Here is a 16470-nt window from a genome sequence, read left to right as displayed (position 1 = left end):
AAAGGAGATTGTCCCTTGTCGTCCACGCCGTATCGACCCATGAAAATCAGTCGGGCATCCCGCCTGCGTACCGCCGCACTGGCCCTGCTCGCCGGCGCCTGGATGCCGCTGGCTGCGGCACAGGAAGCCGCGAAGGACGAAGCACCGGTGCCCCCCGATGTGCTGGAACTGACGGCGACGTTCAACGACGAAGCCATCCCCTTCAATGACAAGCTGATTACCCTGGGCAAGGCCGATGCCCCGGTGTCCGCGGTGCTGGTGTTCGGCCTTTCGGGCGACACGACTTACCTGGTCAACCGCTGGCTGCCGGATATCGTCGCCAAGTACGTCGATGGCGGAAAAATGAAACTGACGGTGATCGAATTCCCGCTGACCTGGCACGACATGCAGGCACTGGCCGGTTTCCGTTGCGTGGCGCCGGAAAAGCACTGGGAGCTGTTGCAGGAGTCCGTCAAGTATCCGCAGTCGGCCTGGAACATGAAGAAGGACGGCCTGCTCAACACCCCGGATCATGTCTGGCGCATCATGAAAAGTTACGGCGTGCCGCGCGACAAGGCCGAGAAGTGCATGCGCAACAACGCCATCGTCGGCCACATCGAGGCGCAGCGCCAGATTGTCACCGACACCTGGAAAACCCTCGTGGCGCCGACCTTCATCGTCGGCGGCACGATTCTGGTCAACCCCTCGTCGCCCGGTGCGATGGAAGAGGCTATCGAAGCGGCCCTGAAGGGAGGCAAATGATGCGATCCGGCAAAGCAGTTGTCATGGTATTGGCAGTGGTCGTCAGCAGCGCGGCATGGGCCGGCGCTTCCTCCAGTTCGAGCATGGGCGGCGGCGGCTCGCGCATCGACAAGATCAACCGGCACGCCCTGAAGAGCGCCGTGCTGGTGCGCCAGTTGCTGGTGCAGAACGGCGTTGCCGGAGTCGCCGCCAGAAAGTGACGGGATGACGGCCGAAGCCGGCTCAGCCCGGCTTCGGCGCCTGCCGCGCCCCCAGCACGGCGCCCGCCGTCACCGCGCCCAGCCCGGCCAGCGCCAGCAGCGACAAGGGTTCGCCCAGCACGGGCACCGCCGCGAGCGCCGACAGCCCCGGCACCACCGCCATCAGCAGGGCCACGGTCTGCGGGCCGAGGTGGCGCACCGCCTGCGCGTACAGCAGCATGGCGACGAATACCACCAGCACGCCCTGATATACCGCCTGCATGGCGATCTCGGCGAGCGGCGCCTGGCCCAGGGTGCTGGGCAGGAACAGCCACCAGACCGGCAGATAGGCCGCCGCGCTGCCCAGGGTGGTCGCCACCGTCGCCGCCAACGGCTGCATCGGATAGCGGCGCAACAGCAGGGTAAAGGTGGCCCAGGCCGACGAACCGCAGAGGAACAGCGCGTCGCCGACCAGCTGCATGCCGGTGATCTGCGTGCCGTGCGAAAGCGTGTCGGCGGCGGTCAGCACGATGCCGGCGAAGACCAGGCCCAGCGCGACACGCTGCCCGCGCGAGGGGGCCTGCCTGAGCCACAGCCAGGCGATGACGGCGGTCTCGAACGGCAGCGCGCCGGGCATCAATACCGAGGCGTGGGCCGCCGGCGCCATGCGGAAGGCCGAATACACGGTGACCGCGTAGCCGATGCCGCCGAACAGCGAGAACAACGCAATCACCTTGAGCGGCGGCAGCTTCACGCGCGACAAAAAGAACACCGCGATCAGCGCGCCGACGCCGAAGCGCAGCGCGGCGACATCCCAGCCGGTCAGCACGCCCTTGCCGCCGGCGCGCGACACCAGGATGAAGCCGGTCCAGATGCAGATCGTGGCGAGGACCGCGGCCCAGCCGGCGCGGGAGGAGGATGGCGGCGGCGTCAAGACGGACGCTCAGGCCAGCGTGCGGTAACGCCCGCCGTGGAATATCAGCGGCGGCTTCTCTTCGCGCTCGAAGCTCTCGACATGGCCGACCAGGATCACATGGTCGCCACCGGGGTAGCGCATCTCGTTGCGGCAGACGAACCGCGCGCAGCAGCCCGGCAGAATCGGCGTACCGCCAGCGCCGACTCCCGACTCGATGCCGGCGAACCGGTCGCTCTGCGACTGCGAAAAGCGCTGCGAGAACCCGATCTGGTCGGCGGCCAGCACATTGACCGCGTAGTGGCTGCACGACTCGAACACCGCCAGCGAAGGCGACTGCAGGCCGAGGCTCCACAGCACCAGCGGCGGTTCGAGCGAGACCGAGGCGAAGGAATTGATGGTGACGCCCACGGGCTGGCCGTCGGCGCTGCGCGCGGTCACCACGGCAACGCCGGTGGCGAATTCGCCCAGGGCGTCGCGCAGGCTGCGCAGGTCGAGAAGACGTTGATACGGCGGGTTCATTCGGGCGGGTCGCAAAGAGGCTCTAGAATTCGGGGAACAAGCATTTTTATCGGGAGCACCTGATGGGCATCGTGAATCGTATCGGCACTCCGCTTTCTCCATCCGCCACGCGCGTCATGCTGCTGGGTTGCGGCGAACTGGGCAAGGAGGTAATTATCGCATTGCAGCGGCTGGGTTGCGAGGTCATCGGCGTCGATCGCTATGCCGACGCACCCGGCATGCAGGTGGCGCATCGCAGCCATGTCGTGGCCATGACCGACGGCGCGGCGCTGCGCGCGCTGATCGAGAAGGAAAAGCCGCATCTGGTGGTGCCCGAGATCGAGGCCATCGCCACCGCCGCACTGGTCGAGATGGAGCGCGACGGGGTGGCCGGACACTTTCCGGAGTTCATCCCCACCGCGCGCGCCGCGCAATTGACCATGAACCGCGAAGGGATACGCCGGCTCGCCGCCGAAGAACTCGGCCTGCCCACCTCGCCCTACAAGTTCGCCGATTCGCTGACCGAATTGCAGGCCGCCATCGACACCATCGGCTTCCCCTGCGTGGTGAAGCCGGTGATGTCATCCTCAGGCAAGGGCCAATCGCTGCTGAAGACGCCGGCGGATGTACAAAAGGCGTGGGACTACTCGCAAGCGGCGGGCCGTGTCGGCGCGGGACGCGTGATCGTCGAGGGCTTCATCGACTTCGACTACGAGATCACGCTGCTCACGGTGCGCGCACTCGGCGCCAGCGGCGCCGACTCAACCGCTCGCGCATCGGGCGCGGTGGAAACCTTCTTCTGCGAACCGATCGGCCATGTGCAGGTGAATGGCGACTACGTCGAATCCTGGCAGCCGATGGCGATGACTCCGGCCGCGCTGCAGAAGTCGCGCGACATCGCCCGCGCCATCACCGGCAAGCTCGGCGGGCGCGGCATTTTCGGCGTCGAGCTGTTCATCAAGGGCGATGCCGTGTGGTTCTCCGAAGTCAGCCCGCGCCCGCATGACACGGGCCTGGTGACACTGGCGACGCAGCGCCTCTCGGAATTCGAACTGCATGCGCGGGCGATCCTCGGCCTGCCGGTCGACGCCTCGCTACGGCGTCCCGGTGCGTCGGCGGTGATCTACGGCGGGCTGGAAGAAACCGGCATCGCCTTCGAAGGCGTGGCCGATGCGCTGCAAGTGCCGGAATCCGACCTGCGCCTGTTCGGCAAGCCGGAGAGTTTCGTCAAGCGCCGCATGGGCGTGGCGGTGGCGAACGCCGACACCACGGACGAAGCGCGGCAGCGCGCCAAGCTCGCGGCGAGCCGCGTCAAGCCGGTGACAGGTAAATGAGAGGGTGAAAGATTTTGCCGCGCGGCTGATCCGCTGGCACAAACGCCACGGCCGCCACGACCTGCCGTGGCAGAACACCACCGATCCCTACCGTGTCTGGCTGTCGGAAATCATGCTGCAGCAGACGCAGGTGGCGACGGTGATTCCGTATTACCTGCGCTTTCTCGACCGCTTTCCGCAACTGGCCGACCTCGCCGCCGCGCCGGTCGAGGATGTCATGGCGTTGTGGAGCGGGCTCGGCTACTACGCCCGCGCGCGCAACCTGCATGCGGCGGCGCGGGCCGTGATGGCGCAACACGGCGGCAAGTTTCCGCGCAATCCCGTCGTCATCGCGCAGCTGCCGGGCATCGGCCGCTCCACCGCCAACTCGATCGCCACCTTCTGCTTTGGTGCCCATGCGCCGATCCTCGATGGCAACGTCAAGCGCGTGCTGTGCCGCGCCTTCGGCATCGAAGGCTTTCCCGGCAGCGGCGCGGTGGAAAAGCAGCTCTGGGCACTGGCCGCAGAACTGATGCCGAGCCGCCACGCTGCGATCCACAACCAGGCGCAGATGGATCTCGGCGCGATGGTCTGCACGCGCGGCAAGCCGCGCTGCGAAGCCTGCCCGCTGACCGACATCTGCGTCGCCCGTGCGACCGGCCGCACCGCCGAGTTGCCGCAAGCAAAACCGCGGCGCGAGATTCCGCTGCGCCACGCCACGCTGCTGGTGCTGCTGGACGGCAATCGCGTGCTGCTCGAAACCCGCCCGCCGGCGGGCATCTGGGGCGGACTGCTGTCGCTGCCGGAATTGCCCGAAGGCGCCGATGCGCAAGAGTGGGCCGCGCGGCGTTTCGCCTGCCGCGTCATCGCCGTATCGCCAGCGCCGACTTTCGTGCATGCCTTCAGCCATTTCCGGCTGCGCATCGCTCCGCTCGAAATGCGGGTCGAACCCGCATCGCGCGCCATGGAACCGGGCCAGCAATGGCTCGCGCCCGATGCGCTGGCCGCCGCCGCGCTACCGGCGCCGGTGCGACGCATCCTCGAAGAAACTCATCCGTAGCGGCGAGGCCGGCGTCTTGTGCCGGCCCGTCCTGCTACGCAGGGGCTTCATCACACGTCCGGCAGCAAGCCCTTGCTTTCGAGAAAGCGATAAATGATTTCGAGGCGGTCGATGCTGTCGTCGATTTCCAGCAGCTTCTGTTTTGCCGCAACGGGAATCGGCAACACTTCCGCGTAGCGCATGCCGAGCCAGCCGGCATCGAAGAAGCGGTGCGGCATGGCCGGCGCATTGGGCGCGCCGGCCGCCATCTCGTCGACAATCGCGCGCAGCAAGGGCACCAGCCGTGCGTAGGCACCGGGCACGGGCAGTACGGTGGGGGTTGCGATCGGTTCGACCTCGCCGCGCAGCAGGCCCGAATCCTCGGTCCAGTGGCGCAGCACGCGGAATCGCTCGCCGCCCTGGGCGATGATCTGGAGCACGCCCAACTGCTGCATGTCCCAGTCGGCGATATGCGCCAGCGTGCCCACCGCGTGCGGCTCGGCGGCCTTGCGGCCGGGCTGGGCAACCTCCTCGCCGTGCGCGATCAGGCAGATGCCGAAGGAAGACGATTCCTTGAGGCAGACCTTGGCCATGTCCATGTAGCGCTGCTCGAAAATCCGCATGGGCAAGCGCCCGCCGGGGAAGAGCACCGACTGCAGCGGAAACAGCGGAATGATCATTGGCCGGCTTTCAGCAAGGCGGTATCAGGCACGGGGGTGGCAACGGGTATCGCCAGCAGGCGCGCCGCGACGAGGCCGTTGATGGTACCGAAGACCAGCGCCGCCGTGGCGAACAGCGGCAGCAGGTAGAACACGGCGTCATGCGGCACCAGCCACGCCCGGGCGAGCGCGATCTGCCCGCCGATGTGGGCGAAGGCCGCCAGCACGCTGGCCGAAACCGGGCCGAACAAGCGCGGCGGCAGGTGTTGCGCCAGCGCCAGCACGGAGAGGCTGCACAACGCCCCGGAAAGCGCCAGGAAAAATCCCGGCGCGAGGAACTGGCCTATCACCAGGCTGCCCGCGACCACGCGCAGCAGGCTGACCCAGGCCGCGTCGCGCCAGCCGTAACGCGCCAGCACCACCAGCACGATGATATTGGCCAGCCCCGGCTTGATGCCGGGCAGCGGGCTCGGCAGCGCCGCTTCGGCGACGGTCAGCGCGATCGCCGCGGCCGCGTAGCGCGCGATGCGGTAGTCGTCGGCCGTGACCGGCAGCTCAATAGTTGAGCGTGTCATAGCCATTCGGCCCGCCGCGGCCGGAAAGCTGCAGCGTGACGTGGTTTGGCGCGCAGATCGCCACGGCATTGGCGCGCGTCAGCCAGCCCTGCTGCACGCAATACTGGCGCGGGCCGGGGTCCGACACCACGCGGGCGCGGCCAGGCTGCACTTCGATCACCGTGGTGCCGATGGCGCCGGTGACTTCGTACTTGCGCGGCAGGTTCAGCGCCAGTTCGGTAACCAGTTGGCCGTCGCGCTTGACGATTGCGCGATCCGCCACGCCGCCGCGCCACAGCAGCGGATAGGATGCCGCCACGGAGACCGCGGCGGCCAGCAGCAGCAACCAGTCACCCGGTTTCAGCAGCGTGCGCCAGGGCACATGTCCATCGCCCGCCGCCTGCGCCAGCAGTTCACGCAGGCCGTCGGGAACCGTGCCCTTCATTCGATCAGGCTGCGATGCCGCACCAGCACCCGCGCCGATTCGCGAAAATGCGCGGCGAGCTTTTCGGCGAGATACACCGAGCGGTGCTGGCCGCCGGTGCAGCCGATGCCCACCGTCAGGTAGGAGCGATTGTCGCGGATGTAAGCGGGCAGCCAGTCGCCGACGAAGCGGCGCAGGTCGGCTTCCATGCGCGCGACTTCGGGCTGCGCGTCGAGAAAGCGGATCACCTCGGCGTCGCGCCCGGTGAGCGGGCGCAGCGCGGGATCGTAATGCGGGTTGGGCAGGCAACGCACGTCGAACACCAGGTCGGCATCGAGCGGAATGCCGTTCTTGAAGCCGAAGGATTCGAACAGCAGGGTCAGGCCGCTGCGCTCGTCGAGCACGGCGAATTCCTTGATGCTGGCGCGCAGCGCGTTGGGGTGCAGGTTGCTGGTGTCGATGTGGTGGCCGAGCGAGGCCAGGGTTTCGAGCGCCTCGCGTTCGCGCGCAATGGCCTCTTCCAGCGTCACGTCGTCGCCGGCCAGCGGGTGGCGCCGGCGCGTTTCCGAAAAACGCTGGATCAGCACCTCGTTGCGCGCATCGAGGAACACGAAGTGCAGGGTGACGCCCTGCGCGTCCAGGTTGCGCAGCTGCGGCGGCAACGCGGCGATGCTCGACCCGCCGCGCATGTCCACCGCCACCGCGACCAGCCGGTGCCCCTCCATTCGCAGATGGTCGACCAGCTCGGACAGCAGCGGTGCCGGCAGGTTGTCGACGCAGTAGTAGCCGGAATCCTCCAGCACATTGAGGGCGATGGATTTGCCGGAACCGGAAAGGCCGCTGATGAGCACGACTTGCATGGGCGAAAGGATAGCGGATTACGGGCGCCCTGCGCTGCCGGGACCACATGAATCCGGCAATCGCCGGCAGCGTCGCCCCGGCGATTGCCAAGCATATTTGCATAGGATATATTGCCCGCGCCACGCACAGAGCCGAGTCAGGGAAGCCAATGCACGCCGACGAGTGTTACAGGAAGATTGCCGAGGAGATCGACTCGGGGCAACAGGACCCGGCCCTCTGGACCTGGGCGCTGGCCGGAAGCGGCGGCGATACCGACAAAACCAAGGCCCTTTACATTCGCCGCCGTTTTGCCGCCCTGACGGCCGGGACGCAGCCTCCCGTGCAGAATTCCGAACTCGATCGCCTGCGCGGCGAATTGCGCCGGCAACTGGCCCTGCAACGCAAGCAATCGTTGTATTCCGTGCTCGGGGTTCCTGCGGACAGCAGCGATGCCGCGATCACCGAGGCCATCGGCCGGCTTACCGCTTCGGGTGCGGCGCTGGATGCCGAAACCAGATATGCGATCGACGCCCTGGGCCATGCGGCGACGCGCGAGGAGTTCGACCGGCGGCTGATGGAACAACTGAGCTCGCGCAAGGCCGCCATTGCCGTGCCGCTTGCGGCAGCCCGGCCGGAGGCCGCCCCGGCCGCCACCAACGCGCTGAAAATCGCCGCGGCGGTAACGCTGGTGCTGGGACTGGGCTATCTTGGACTGGGTTATTCGAAGGACAAGACCGAACGCGAACTGCGTCTCAAGGAAGCGCAACTGCGCGAGGCCCAGGTGCAGCGGGCCGCGGAAATCGCCGACCGGATTGTCGACACCCAGCAAACCGTCATCGAGGCCTCGGCGGCGGCCCAGGAGCGCAATGCCGAAGCGCGGGAACGCGCCCTGATGGAATCGCGCATGCGCGAGGACAAGTACCGGCTCGACAATGCCTACCGCCAGGAGCAGCAGGCGGCGCAGGCCGAACAACGGCGCCAGCAGATGGAACAATCGCGCCTGCAGGCGGAAACCCGCCGCAAGGATGCCGAAGCCGCCGCCGCGATGCGGACCGTTCGGCAACAGGCGATCCAGGATGCGATCGCGCGCGGCAACCACAACGAAGCCCAGCGGCTGCGCGCCCAGCAATACTGAAACCGGGGTCGTCGGGCGCGAGGCGCGCTACGGCGCCATGGTCGGCAGGATCCAGCCGTCGCGCACTTCGATGGAACGCGAGCGCAGCAGTTCGCCGAGCAGCCAGGACGCGAAATCCTCGTCGGTGAAACCCAGCATGCGCTGATTCACGGCGTCGAAAAAGGGCACGCTCTTCAGATAGGCCGGCAGTTCGTCCTCGCGCAGCCGCTGCAGGTCGAGCAAGTTGAAAGTGAAGCAGGCGCGCACGGCATTGCGCCCGACGCGCGTGGAGTCGGCCTCGAAGGATTCCAGGCGTTTGAAGGCGCGGGCCAGCGCGGCATCGAAATCGTCGAATGGCGCGCCGTGGCCGGGGATGACGATGTCAACGCCGAGCCGGCCGATCATTTCCAGCGTGGCGCGCGTCGCCGGCAGGGCGTCCTTGCGGCCCATCAGTTCGCCGAAGATGATGCCGAAGCCGTCCTGCCACAGGGCGTCGCCGGAGATCAGGATGCGCTTCCCGGCGCAGTAGTAGACCAGCGCTTCCATGTCGTGCCCGGGCGCGGGAAGCGCCTGCCAGGTCAGTCCACCCATTTCGAATTCGCTGCCGGGCTCGATCACGGCGTCGTGGGCAAAGCGGTGGCCGCGCTGCTTCGCGGCGTCGAGCAGCAGGGCATTGGTGTCCCATTCGGTGACCATGCGCTCGATGCCGGCGGGGATCACGATCTTGCAGCCGAAGGCCGCCTGCAGCGCGGCGTTGCCGCCGATGTGGTCGGAATGCGAGTGGGTGTTGATCAGGCGGCCGAGAGTCGGGTTGCCGCGCCGTGCCGCCAGCGCCGACTTTACGAGTTCGACCGTCTGCGGCGCATGACCGACATAGCCGGCGTCGACCAGCGTGGCCGACTCGCCTTCGAAGAACAGCACATTGTTGGAGGACAGCCAGCCGCGCTCGAGGACCTGGATCGAATCGGGGAGTTTCATCAGTCGGAGCAATTGCAGGCGGGGTCGGCGTCGGGATCGCGCCGAATGCGCCGCTGCGCCACGGCGGCCAGGATCAGCCGCTTGTCTTCGTCGCCGCTGCTCGCCCAGCGCGCGATCTCGTCGATGGTGCGAAGGCAGCCGGCGCACAGGCCGTCTTCCATCCGGCAGATGTTGACGCAGGGCGAGGCCACGGCCTCAGGCATTGGCGGTCATCGCGCGCTTGGCGAGTACGGCGCGGGCCACGCGCGAGGCCGGCTGGCGCTTGAGCTGCTTCGAGATCCAGACGCCGGTATCGATCAGTTCGTCGAGGTCGATGCCGGTGTCGATGCCGAGTCCGGTCAGCAGCCAGACCACGTCCTCGGTCGCGACATTGCCCGAGGCGCCGGCCGCATAGGGGCAACCGCCGAGGCCGGCGACGGAACTGTCGAAAATGCCGATGCCCATTTGCAGCGCGGCATAGACGTTGGCGGCGGCCATGCCGTAGGTGTCGTGGAAGTGGCCGGCGAGTTTTTTCAGCGGCACGCGCCGCGCCACGGCCTTGATCATGGCGCGGGTCTTTTCCGGCGTGCCGACGCCGATGGTGTCGCCCAGGCTGATTTCATAACAGCCCATTTCCAGCAGCGCCTGGGCCACATCGGCCACGAGCAGTGGCGGTACTTCGCCTTCGTAGGGGCAGCCGAGCACGCAGGAAACATAGCCGCGCACCTTGACATCCGCCGCCTTCGCCGCCTCGACGATGGGGCGGAAACGATCGAGCGATTCGGCGATCGAGCAGTTGATGTTTTTCTGCGAGAAGGATTCCGATGCGGCGCCGAATACCGCGACTTCCTTCGCCCCGGCGGCAAGCGCGGCCTCGAAGCCCTTCATGTTCGGCGTCAGCACCGGGTAGGTGACGTCGGGCAGCTTCTCGATGGCGGCGAAGACTTCCGCGTGATCGGCCATCTGCGGCACCCACTTGGGCGAAACGAAGGCAGTGACCTCGATGGTCTTGAGGCCGGTCGCACCGAGGCGGCGGATCAGCTCGACTTTTACCTTGGTTGAGACGGGCGTCTTCTCGTTCTGCAGGCCGTCGCGCGGCCCGACTTCGACGATGCGTACTTTACTGGGGAGGGTCATCCGGAATCACGACTGTTTATTGCCAGGCTCGAATTCTACTAGCTCGGCCCCGTCACTGACTTGCTCGCCGACATTGAAACGGAACGCTTTTATGGTACCGGCCGCCGGCGCGGTGATCGTGTGTTCCATTTTCATGGCTTCGAGGATCAAGAGCGGCGCGCCCTTCTCCACCTTGCCACCGACCTCCGCGATCAGCGCAATGATCTTGCCCGGCATCGGCGCCGTCAGCCCGCCCTCCGCGCCGCCGCCGCTGCCGGCGTGGAACAGCGGGTCGATCGCGGCAAAGACGAAGCAGATACCGTCGATGAAGACGTGGCGCTTTTCGTTGGCGGCAACCACCGTGACGTTGATGCGGCGGCCGCCAAGGTCGACGCGCAGTTCGCTGCCGGCAAAGCGCCCGGTGGCGGCCGTGGTCTGGCCTTCGAATTCGAGCGTGAAACTGTCCCCGGCGTAGCCGGCATTGACGACTTTCTCGGTCTCGCCCGCGCGCAGCTTGATCTCGCGCCGCGCGTTACCGTTCAGGCGCCAGCCGTCGCGCTCATGCCAGGGCGAATGCGGATCGCCGCTCGCCTCGGCTTCCGCGAGCGCGTACTGCTGATCGCGAATCAGTTCGGCCAGCGCGGCAACCAGCCAGGCTTCGGCCGGCGGCTCCACCGTTTCGGGGAAGAGGAAGCCGCGTTCGCGCTCGATCAGGCCGGTGTCGAGGTCGGCCTGGGCAAAGGCCGGACAGGCCACCAGCCGCGAGAGGAAACCGATGTTGTTCGACACGCCGACCACGCGGTAGTCGGCCAGGGCTTGCAGCATGCGGGCCAGCGCGCGCTCGCGCGTTTCGTCCCAGACGATCAGCTTGGCGATCATCGGGTCGTAGTGCGGCGATATTTCGTCGTCCTGCTCGACGCCGGTATCGACGCGCACATGCAGGGTTTCCGCCGGCGGCGCAAGGTGGATCAGCTTGCCGATGGACGGCAGGAAACCCTTGTCCGGGTCTTCGGCGTAAATCCGCGCTTCCAGGGCGTGGCCGCGGATCGCCAGCTGTTCCTGGCGCAGCGGCAGCGTCTCGCCGGCGCCGACTTTCAACTGCCACTCGACCAGATCGAGGCCGGTGATCATTTCCGTCACCGGATGTTCGACCTGCAGCCGCGTGTTCATTTCCATGAAGTAGAACGTGCCGTCCTGATTGACGATGAACTCGACGGTGCCGGCGCCGACGTAACCGACTGCCTGCGCCGCATCGACCGCGGCCTTGCCCATGGCGGCGCGGCGCTCGGGCGGCATGTTCGGCGCGGGAGCCTCTTCCACTACCTTCTGGTGGCGACGCTGGACCGAGCAATCACGCTCGAACAGATAGACGCAATTGCCGTGGCTGTCGCCGAAGACCTGGATTTCGATGTGGCGCGGGCGCTGCAGATACTTTTCGATCAGCACGTGCTGGTCGCCGAAGGAGGACTGCGCCTCGCGCTTGCAGGAGGCCAGTGCGTCAAGGAAATCCGCGCTCTTGTCGACGGCGCGCATGCCCTTGCCGCCGCCACCGGCCGCGGCCTTGATCAGTACCGGATAGCCGATCGCATCGGCCTGCTGCTTGAGGAATTCAGGTTCCTGGTTGTCGCCGTGATAGCCGGGCGTCAAGGGCACGCCGGCCTTCTCCATCAGCTTCTTGGCTTCGGACTTGGAGCCCATGGCGCGAATCGCGGACACCGGCGGACCGATGAAGACGAGGCCGTTCTTCGCACAAGCTTCGGCGAAATCCTCGTTCTCGGAGAGGAAGCCGTAGCCGGGATGCACGGCCTGGGCGCCGGTGGCCAGCGCCGCAGCGATGATCTTGTCCGCCACCAGGTAGGACTCCTTGGGCGATGGCGCGCCGATGCAGACGGCTTCGTCGGCCAGTCGCACGTGGCGCGCGCCGGCGTCGGCCTCGGAATACACCGCGACGGTGCGGATGCCCATGCGCCTTGCGGTCTTGATGACCCTGCACGCAATCTCGCCGCGATTGGCAATCAGTATTTTCGTGAACATGGTGTCAGCCCTGGGCGATCCAGTTGGGTTTGCGTTTCTCGAGAAAAGCCGTCATGCCTTCGCGGCCTTCCTCGCTGGCGCGCAGGCGCGTGATGCGCTGCGCCGTGTCTTCGATGACGACGGGCGTGATCGGCTTCCACGCCACGGCGGCGATCAGTGCCTTGCATTCGGCCATGGCGCCCGGCGCATTGTTGAGCAGGGCATCGACAATCTCGCCCACGGCCTCGTCGAGCGACTCGGTATCGGTCACCAGTTCATGCAGCAGGCCGATGCGGTAGGCCTCGGCGGCCGAGAAGCGTTCCGCCGTCAGCATGTAGCGTCGCGCGTAGCGTTCGCCGATGGCGGCGATGACGTGCGGGCTGATCACTGCGGGGATCAGCCCGAGCTTGACTTCGGTCAGCGAGAACTCGGCGTCGATGGTGCCGATCGCCACGTCGCAGCAGGCCACCAGGCCGACGCCGCCGCCGAAGGCCGGCCCCTGGACGCGGGCCACGGTCGGCTTCGGGCAATGCGCCAGGCGGCGCAGCATCTCGGCCAGGGCGTGCGCATCGCGCAGGTTCTCGGGATGAGTGTAGCCGGCGGCACGCTTCATCCAGTTGAGGTCGGCGCCGGCGCAGAAGCTCTTGCCGGTGCTCGACAGCACCAGCACCCGTACCGCGGGATCTTTCGACATCTGGTCGATGGCGGCGGACAGCTCGGCGATCAGCCCGTCGTCGAAGGCATTGTGCCGCTCGGGGCGATTGAGGGTGATGATGCCGACGCCGATGTCGACTTCGGTAATGATGTTGGTGTACATGGTGTCCTCTTGATTGATCCGCAGATTACGCAGATTTCGCAGATTGGCTTTTCATCTGCGTCCATCTGCGAAATCTGCGGACTGCTTTTACATTCTGAACACGCCGAACTTGGTCGGCAGGATGGGTGCATTGAGTGACGCAGAAATTCCAAGGCCGAGGGTGCGCCGCGTCTGCGCCGGGTCGAGCACGCCGTCGTCCCAGAGGCGCGCCGTGGCGTAGTAGGGATGGCCCTGGGTTTCGTACTGCTCGCGGATCGGCGTCTTGAAGCGTTCTTCCTCTTCCTTGCTCCATTCCTTGCCGGTGGCTTCCATGCCGTCGCGCTTGATGGTCGAGAGAACCGAGGCGGCCTGCTCGCCGCCCATCACGCTGATGCGCGCGTTGGGCCACATCCACAGCATGCGCGGGCTGTAGGCGCGGCCGCACATGCCGTAGTTGCCGGCGCCAAACGAGCCGCCGATGATCATGGTGAATTTCGGCACCTGTGTGGTCGCCACCGCGGTGACCATCTTCGCGCCGTCCTTGGCGATGCCGCTGTTTTCGTATTTGCGGCCGACCATGAAGCCGGTGATGTTCTGCAGGAACAGCAGCGGAATGCCGCGCTGGGAACACAGTTCGATGAAATGCGCGCCCTTCTGCGCCGATTCGCCGAAGAGGATGCCGTTGTTGGCGACGATGCCCAGCGGATAGCCGTGCAGCCGCGCGAAACCGGTGACCAGCGTGGTGCCGTAGCGCGACTTGAACTCGTCGAAGCGCGAACCATCGACCAGCCGGGCGATGACTTCGCGCACGTCGTAGGGCTTCTTGGTGTCGAAAGGGATCACGCCGGCCAGCTCGGACGGGTCGTACAAGGGCTCCTCCGGCGTACTGATGTCGAGCGACATCGGCTTTTGCCAGTTGAGGTTGCCGACGATGCGCCGCGCGATGGACAGCGCGTGGTGGTCGTTCTCCGCGAGATGGTCGCAGACGCCGGAGATGCGCGTATGCACGTCGCCGCCACCGAGGTCTTCGGCGCTGACCACCTCGCCGGTGGCGGCCTTGACCAGCGGCGGGCCGCCGAGAAAGATGGTGCCCTGGTTCTTGACGATCACCGACTCGTCCGACATGGCCGGCATGTAGGCGCCGCCCGCGGTGCAGGAACCCATGACGATGCCGATCTGCGGAATGCCCAGCGCCGACATGTTGGCCTGGTTGTAGAAGATGCGGCCGAAGTGGTCGCGATCGGGAAAGACCTCGTCCTGCGTCGGCAGGTTGGCGCCGCCCGAATCCACCAGATAAATGCAGGGCAGGCGATTCTGCAGCGCGATTTCCTGCGCGCGCAGGTGCTTCTTCACGGTCAGCGGGAAGTAGGAGCCGCCCTTCACGGTGGCGTCGTTGGCGACGATCATGCACTCGACGCCCTTGACCCGGCCGATGCCGGTGACCACGCCGGCCGAGGCGACATCGCCGCTGTACATGCCCAGCGCGGCCAGCGCCGAGAATTCGAGGAAGGGCGCGCCGGGATCGACCAGCGCGTTGATGCGTTCGCGCGGCAGCAGCTTGCCGCGCGCCTTGTGTTTGGCCGCGGTTTCGGGCGAGCCGCCGCCCGAGACGGCGATGGTCTTTTCGCGCAGGTCGGCAACCAGCGCGCTCATCGCCGCAGCGTTGGCCTTGAACTCCTCGCTGCGGGTGTTGAGTTTCGATTTGATGACGCTCACTCAGAATCCTCCTGTTTGCAGCCATTTTTCAATCTGCGGCAGCCGGTCGACACCCCAGAAGGGTTCGCCATCCACCATGAAGTAGGGCGCGCCGAACATGCCCCTGGCAATCGCCGCGTCGGTTTCCTGCTTCAGCCGATCCTTGATTTCCGGCGTGACGATGGCCGTCGTGAAGGCGTCGCGATCGATGCCCAGGTGGTCGACGATTTCCAGTACCACGGGGAGCTCGCCGATGTCGCGATCATCCACCCAGTAGGCGCGGAACACGGCGTGGGCGAACTCTCTCGCGACGCCGGAGCGCGGAGCAGTGCCTTCCGCGCAAGCGGAAGGTGCGACCGCGGAGGCGGAGATGAGACCGCGACTATCGGAATTCGGCGTCGCCATCCCGCTCGCGGTCGCTACGCCCCCGCTGCGCGGGTCCCCCTCCGCTGCGAGCGGTCGTGTAGCGCAGTCCTGCCCGTGCAGCCAGTAGTAGCCGCGCGCCGCAACCAGCGTGGCGAGCGGAAACTTCGACGGAAACCTGTAGGGGATGCCGAGAAAACGCGCCGAGCGGTCGAAGTCGCGCTTGCTGTATTCGCCCTTGAGCGGCACCGTGATCAAGAGCGGCAGCCCCGAGGCCTTGAAGGCCGCGCCGAGCATCATCGGCCGCCACTTCACCTTGCGACCGTACTTGGCCGCAAGATCGTCGATCAGCTCACTGGCGAGGTAGGAATACGGCGAGGAAAAATCGAACCAGAATTCGATGGGAGCCTTGTCCATTGTTTCCTCCTGATGTTGGGGAGAATTCATCCAATTTTCCGCAGATGACGAAAATTTTCGCAGATTAAATCGCGGTACTTCATAGGGTTGGAGGTACTCGCCGACAAACCCGACGGGGGTGGGCAAAGCGTGTCAAACGCGTTGATCCCTCTGCGAAAATCTGCGAAATCTGCGGATCAACTGCTTTTACCAGGTTCATGTGACGATTCGTCTCCGCCTCAATGCGCCGCCAGCCCGCAGCCGAACTCGTGCGCCACCTGTTGCAGCGCCTTGTCCAGCGTCCATAATCGCAGGCGGTCGATCAGTGCGGCGGCGAGCAGATGGCTGTCGACATAGCCGAGGCCGCGGCCGGCCAGATTGCGCTCGGCGATCAGGTGCATCACTTCATCGTGGCTGGCGCAATGGCAGCGACGCATCCGGCTGAACATCGCGAGCTTGGCCTGGCTGAGGCCCCCCAGCGCCATTTCGCCGACCACGTAGTCGTGCATCACGACGTCGCCCAGATTCAGGGGATCGAGGATGGGCGAATTCTTGTGGCGCAGATAGTCCACCCATACCGACGTGTCGGCAAGGACTCTCATGGGTTCGCCTTCGAGCGCTTCTTGCCCCGATAGGTGGCCGCCTCCGGCTCCGATACGAAATGAGGCGGTCGGCGACGTGGCGATACAACAACATCGGGCTCCGTACCGGCGAGCAATGCCAGCCGCTGGGAGGCGAGACGATGCCGCATTTCCAGCAAGGCTTCGCGCAGCAACTGGGAACGGTCGCGAATGCCGCTCAACTGTTCGACATCGGCCAGCAAATCGTCATCCAGGGTGACTGTGGTTCTCATCGGC

General features: G+C 66.2%; 20 protein-coding genes. 5 read left to right on the top strand and 15 right to left on the bottom strand.

What is annotated here, in order from left to right:
* Nucleotides 1–39: 39 nt before the first annotated feature.
* Both SUTH_RS02765 and SUTH_RS02760 read left to right on the top strand, forming a co-directional pair.
* Entirely contained in the window at nt 40–741 is a 702-nt protein-coding gene (locus SUTH_RS02765) for a DsbA family protein (RefSeq protein ID WP_041096922.1), read from the top strand.
* Nucleotides 741–941 carry a hypothetical protein gene (locus SUTH_RS02760; protein WP_148312834.1) on the top strand — a complete coding sequence of 67 codons (201 nt, stop codon included), beginning with the start codon at nt 741–743 and terminating at the stop codon, nt 939–941. The genes SUTH_RS02765 and SUTH_RS02760 overlap by 1 nt, the downstream gene beginning before the upstream one ends.
* A 22-nt stretch (nt 942–963) precedes the next feature.
* On the opposite strand, the gene SUTH_RS02755 is transcribed toward SUTH_RS02760, so the two are convergent.
* Nucleotides 964–1854 (bottom strand): DMT family transporter, encoded by an 891-nt coding sequence (locus SUTH_RS02755; RefSeq protein WP_041096918.1) that lies wholly within the window; start codon nt 1852–1854, stop codon nt 964–966.
* 9 nt (nt 1855–1863) lie between these two features.
* A complete protein-coding gene (locus SUTH_RS02750; RefSeq protein ID WP_041096916.1) occupies nt 1864–2355 on the bottom strand; it encodes a flavin reductase family protein in 492 nt (163 codons plus the stop codon).
* A 62-nt stretch (nt 2356–2417) separates the two neighbouring features.
* Here SUTH_RS02750 and purT point away from each other — a divergent pair, with 62 nt between their 5' ends.
* Both purT and mutY read left to right on the top strand, forming a co-directional pair.
* A complete protein-coding gene (gene purT, locus SUTH_RS02745) occupies nt 2418–3668 on the top strand; it encodes a formate-dependent phosphoribosylglycinamide formyltransferase (protein ID WP_041096914.1) in 1251 nt (416 codons plus the stop codon).
* Nucleotides 3669–3672: 4 nt separating this feature from the next.
* Nucleotides 3673–4707 (top strand): A/G-specific adenine glycosylase, encoded by a 1035-nt coding sequence (mutY, locus tag SUTH_RS02740; RefSeq protein ID WP_041096912.1) that lies wholly within the window; start codon nt 3673–3675, stop codon nt 4705–4707.
* A 50-nt stretch (nt 4708–4757) separates the two neighbouring features.
* Here mutY and SUTH_RS02735 read toward each other — a convergent pair whose 3' ends face one another.
* From SUTH_RS02735 to rapZ, 4 genes are read right to left on the bottom strand one after another with little or no spacing between them, the layout of a single operon-like run.
* Nucleotides 4758–5366, bottom strand: coding sequence for an LON peptidase substrate-binding domain-containing protein (locus SUTH_RS02735; RefSeq protein WP_041096910.1), 609 nt, complete (start codon nt 5364–5366; stop codon nt 4758–4760).
* Nucleotides 5363–5920, bottom strand: a complete 558-nt coding sequence (locus tag SUTH_RS02730) for a Gx transporter family protein (RefSeq protein ID WP_041096908.1) — start codon at nt 5918–5920, stop codon at nt 5363–5365. The genes SUTH_RS02735 and SUTH_RS02730 overlap by 4 nt, the downstream gene beginning before the upstream one ends.
* The gene (locus SUTH_RS02725) at nt 5901–6344 is read right to left on the bottom strand and encodes a NusG domain II-containing protein (protein ID WP_084207228.1); all 444 of its coding nucleotides are present in this window, start codon (nt 6342–6344) and stop codon (nt 5901–5903) included. The genes SUTH_RS02730 and SUTH_RS02725 overlap by 20 nt, the downstream gene beginning before the upstream one ends.
* Entirely contained in the window at nt 6341–7183 is an 843-nt protein-coding gene (rapZ, locus tag SUTH_RS02720) for an RNase adapter RapZ (RefSeq protein WP_041096906.1), read from the bottom strand. The genes SUTH_RS02725 and rapZ overlap by 4 nt, the downstream gene beginning before the upstream one ends.
* Before the next feature lie 149 nt (nt 7184–7332).
* Here rapZ and SUTH_RS02715 point away from each other — a divergent pair, with 149 nt between their 5' ends.
* The gene (locus tag SUTH_RS02715; protein WP_148312833.1) at nt 7333–8298 is read left to right on the top strand and encodes a hypothetical protein; all 966 of its coding nucleotides are present in this window, start codon (nt 7333–7335) and stop codon (nt 8296–8298) included.
* A 27-nt stretch (nt 8299–8325) separates the two neighbouring features.
* Here the strand turns inward: SUTH_RS02715 and SUTH_RS02710 are convergent, their stop codons facing one another.
* The 9 genes from SUTH_RS02710 to SUTH_RS02665 form a co-directional block, all read right to left on the bottom strand.
* On the bottom strand, nt 8326–9255 hold the full coding sequence (locus SUTH_RS02710; RefSeq protein WP_171817299.1) for an MBL fold metallo-hydrolase: 930 nt from the start codon (nt 9253–9255) through the stop codon (nt 8326–8328).
* Nucleotides 9255–9458 carry a DUF1289 domain-containing protein gene (locus SUTH_RS02705; protein WP_041096902.1) on the bottom strand — a complete coding sequence of 68 codons (204 nt, stop codon included), beginning with the start codon at nt 9456–9458 and terminating at the stop codon, nt 9255–9257. The genes SUTH_RS02710 and SUTH_RS02705 overlap by 1 nt, the downstream gene beginning before the upstream one ends.
* Nucleotides 9451–10371, bottom strand: coding sequence for a hydroxymethylglutaryl-CoA lyase (locus tag SUTH_RS02700; RefSeq protein WP_041096900.1), 921 nt, complete (start codon nt 10369–10371; stop codon nt 9451–9453). Before SUTH_RS02700 ends, SUTH_RS02705 begins: the two co-directional genes overlap by 8 nt.
* 6 nt (nt 10372–10377) lie before the next feature.
* The gene (locus SUTH_RS02695) at nt 10378–12384 is read right to left on the bottom strand and encodes an acetyl-CoA carboxylase biotin carboxylase subunit (protein WP_041096898.1); all 2007 of its coding nucleotides are present in this window, start codon (nt 12382–12384) and stop codon (nt 10378–10380) included.
* Nucleotides 12385–12388: 4 nt separating this feature from the next.
* Nucleotides 12389–13180, bottom strand: a complete 792-nt coding sequence (locus SUTH_RS02690) for an enoyl-CoA hydratase/isomerase family protein (RefSeq protein WP_041096896.1) — start codon at nt 13178–13180, stop codon at nt 12389–12391.
* A gap of 87 nt (nt 13181–13267) precedes the next feature.
* Nucleotides 13268–14875, bottom strand: a complete 1608-nt coding sequence (locus tag SUTH_RS02685) for a carboxyl transferase domain-containing protein (protein WP_041096894.1) — start codon at nt 14873–14875, stop codon at nt 13268–13270.
* Nucleotides 14876–15634: a 2-hydroxychromene-2-carboxylate isomerase gene (locus tag SUTH_RS19850; RefSeq protein WP_197539639.1), complete on the bottom strand. Its 759-nt coding sequence runs from the start codon at nt 15632–15634 to the stop codon at nt 14876–14878.
* 218 nt (nt 15635–15852) lie between these two features.
* On the bottom strand, nt 15853–16215 hold the full coding sequence (locus tag SUTH_RS02670; protein WP_041096892.1) for a type II toxin-antitoxin system VapC family toxin: 363 nt from the start codon (nt 16213–16215) through the stop codon (nt 15853–15855).
* Nucleotides 16212–16466, bottom strand: a complete 255-nt coding sequence (locus tag SUTH_RS02665; RefSeq protein ID WP_052473130.1) for a type II toxin-antitoxin system VapB family antitoxin — start codon at nt 16464–16466, stop codon at nt 16212–16214. Before SUTH_RS02665 ends, SUTH_RS02670 begins: the two co-directional genes overlap by 4 nt.
* Between the last annotated feature and the right edge of the window lie 4 nt (nt 16467–16470).

This window comes from Sulfuritalea hydrogenivorans sk43H (genome assembly GCF_000828635.1).
In the GTDB taxonomy this organism is placed as follows: domain Bacteria; phylum Pseudomonadota; class Gammaproteobacteria; order Burkholderiales; family Rhodocyclaceae; genus Sulfuritalea; species Sulfuritalea hydrogenivorans.
This window is presented reverse-complemented; position numbering and strand designations above follow the sequence as displayed.

Coding starts and splice junctions, on each gene's coding strand:
- purT (WP_041096914.1), top strand. CDS start 2,418: ATGGGCATCGTGAATCGTATCGGCACTCCGCTTTCTCCATCCGCCACG.
- SUTH_RS02715 (WP_148312833.1), top strand. CDS start 7,333: ATGCACGCCGACGAGTGTTACAGGAAGATTGCCGAGGAGATCGACTCG.
- SUTH_RS02710 (WP_171817299.1), bottom strand. CDS start 9,255: ATGAAACTCCCCGATTCGATCCAGGTCCTCGAGCGCGGCTGGCTGTCC.
- SUTH_RS02670 (WP_041096892.1), bottom strand. CDS start 16,215: ATGAGAGTCCTTGCCGACACGTCGGTATGGGTGGACTATCTGCGCCAC.
- SUTH_RS19850 (WP_197539639.1), bottom strand. CDS start 15,634: ATGGACAAGGCTCCCATCGAATTCTGGTTCGATTTTTCCTCGCCGTAT.
- SUTH_RS02695 (WP_041096898.1), bottom strand. CDS start 12,384: ATGTTCACGAAAATACTGATTGCCAATCGCGGCGAGATTGCGTGCAGG.
- SUTH_RS02760 (WP_148312834.1), top strand. CDS start 741: ATGCGATCCGGCAAAGCAGTTGTCATGGTATTGGCAGTGGTCGTCAGC.
- SUTH_RS02730 (WP_041096908.1), bottom strand. CDS start 5,920: ATGACACGCTCAACTATTGAGCTGCCGGTCACGGCCGACGACTACCGC.
- SUTH_RS02700 (WP_041096900.1), bottom strand. CDS start 10,371: ATGACCCTCCCCAGTAAAGTACGCATCGTCGAAGTCGGGCCGCGCGAC.
- rapZ (WP_041096906.1), bottom strand. CDS start 7,183: ATGCAAGTCGTGCTCATCAGCGGCCTTTCCGGTTCCGGCAAATCCATC.
- SUTH_RS02735 (WP_041096910.1), bottom strand. CDS start 5,366: ATGATCATTCCGCTGTTTCCGCTGCAGTCGGTGCTCTTCCCCGGCGGG.
- SUTH_RS02725 (WP_084207228.1), bottom strand. CDS start 6,344: ATGAAGGGCACGGTTCCCGACGGCCTGCGTGAACTGCTGGCGCAGGCG.
- SUTH_RS02665 (WP_052473130.1), bottom strand. CDS start 16,466: ATGAGAACCACAGTCACCCTGGATGACGATTTGCTGGCCGATGTCGAA.
- SUTH_RS02750 (WP_041096916.1), bottom strand. CDS start 2,355: ATGAACCCGCCGTATCAACGTCTTCTCGACCTGCGCAGCCTGCGCGAC.
- SUTH_RS02690 (WP_041096896.1), bottom strand. CDS start 13,180: ATGTACACCAACATCATTACCGAAGTCGACATCGGCGTCGGCATCATC.
- SUTH_RS02705 (WP_041096902.1), bottom strand. CDS start 9,458: ATGCCTGAGGCCGTGGCCTCGCCCTGCGTCAACATCTGCCGGATGGAA.
- SUTH_RS02765 (WP_041096922.1), top strand. CDS start 40: ATGAAAATCAGTCGGGCATCCCGCCTGCGTACCGCCGCACTGGCCCTG.